A 1,365-nucleotide genomic window follows, 5' to 3' on the forward strand; every position below is an offset into this window, starting at 1 on the left:
CAGGGTCTTTGCGTTTTCGGCTGATGGCCGTCTGAGCTGCGGTGATGCCAGATGATGAGCCTTTGTGGAGTCGCCCGGGGCGGGTGAGGCCTCGGAGGTGATCATGGGAGTTCTCACGCTTCCAGCACCGTCAAGGACCTCACCCGCGATGTCAGCATGCCCTATCCCGGTACTGTCCGCAGTCACCGCCCCTTCCGACACACCCTCCCGCCCGATCACCGAGAGTGAACGATCGGGATTACTTGACGTGCTGTCGGTGGTGCCTGATCCCCGGAGTCCTCGCGGACTGCGCTATCCGCTGGCCGGTCTGCTCACCGTCGCGGTCTGTGCGGTGACGGCCGGGGCCTGCTCGATGGCCGCGATCGCGGACTGGCTGCACGACCTGGACGACATCGCCCGGGCCAGGCTCGGCTTCGCCCGAGGCGTGCCGGCCATGACCACGATCTGGCGGCTGCTGATCCGCGTGGACGCCGACCTGCTCGCCACGGTCCTGGCCGGCTGGCTGCATAACCGGACCCGCACGGACGGGCACCGCCGGCCACGATATCGGCAGGTCATCGCCGTCGACGGCAAGACCGTCCGGGGCGCCCGCCGCCCAGACGGCAGCCAGGTCCATCTGCTGTCCGCCCTGGACACCAGCACCGGCATCATCCTCGCCCAGGTCACCGTGGCCGCGAAGAGCAACGAAATCCCCGCCTTCACCCCGCTGCTGAACGCCGTCGAACAGGTACTGGGAAGCTTGACCGGACTGCTGTTCGTCGCCGACGCACTGCACACGCAGACCGCCCACGCCACCGAGATCGCTGCCCGGGGCGGCTACCTGTTGATTCCTGTGAAGGGCAACCAGCCCAAGCTGTTCGCCCAGCTCAAGGCCCTGCCCTGGGCGCAGGTCCCGATCGGCCATCAGGCCCGGGGCCGTGGTCACGGCCGCCGGGAGACCCGAACCGTCAAAGCCCTCACCCTGCACACGCCCGGCGGGATCGTCTTCCCGCACGCACAGCAGGCCATCCGGATCACCCGGACCCGCACCACCAGCGGTAGGACCAGCCGCGAGACCGCTTACCTGACCATCTCCCTGCCCGCCGCCGACGCCCACCCGGCGGACCTGCAGCGATGGATCAGGGCCGAATGGCAGATCGAGAACAAGATCCATTATGTACGGGATGTCACTTTCCGTGAGGATTCACATCAAGCCCGGACCGGCAACGGACCCGCCGTCATGGCCACCCTGCGTAACACCGCCATCGGATTCCACCGCACCAATGGTGAAACCAGCATCGCCCGGGCCAGCCGCCGCGCCAACCACCGCCCACACGATCTCATCACAGCCGTGACCAGCAGTAACGGGACAATGCAATGACCCTG

At 67.3% G+C, this 1,365-nt stretch carries 1 protein-coding gene; it reads left to right on the top strand.

The genetic code is table 11. The annotated features are described in order from the left end of the window. The first annotated feature begins 256 nt into the window (after window positions 1–256). Window positions 257–1,360: an ISAs1 family transposase gene (locus AB0K03_RS41070; RefSeq protein ID WP_364697594.1), complete on the top strand. Its 1,104-nt coding sequence runs from the start codon at window positions 257–259 to the stop codon at window positions 1,358–1,360. Window positions 1,361–1,365: the final 5 nt, after the last annotated feature.

The organism is Actinoplanes sp. NPDC049316 (assembly GCF_040677315.1).
In the GTDB taxonomy this organism is placed as follows: Bacteria; Actinomycetota; Actinomycetes; order Mycobacteriales; family Micromonosporaceae; genus Actinoplanes.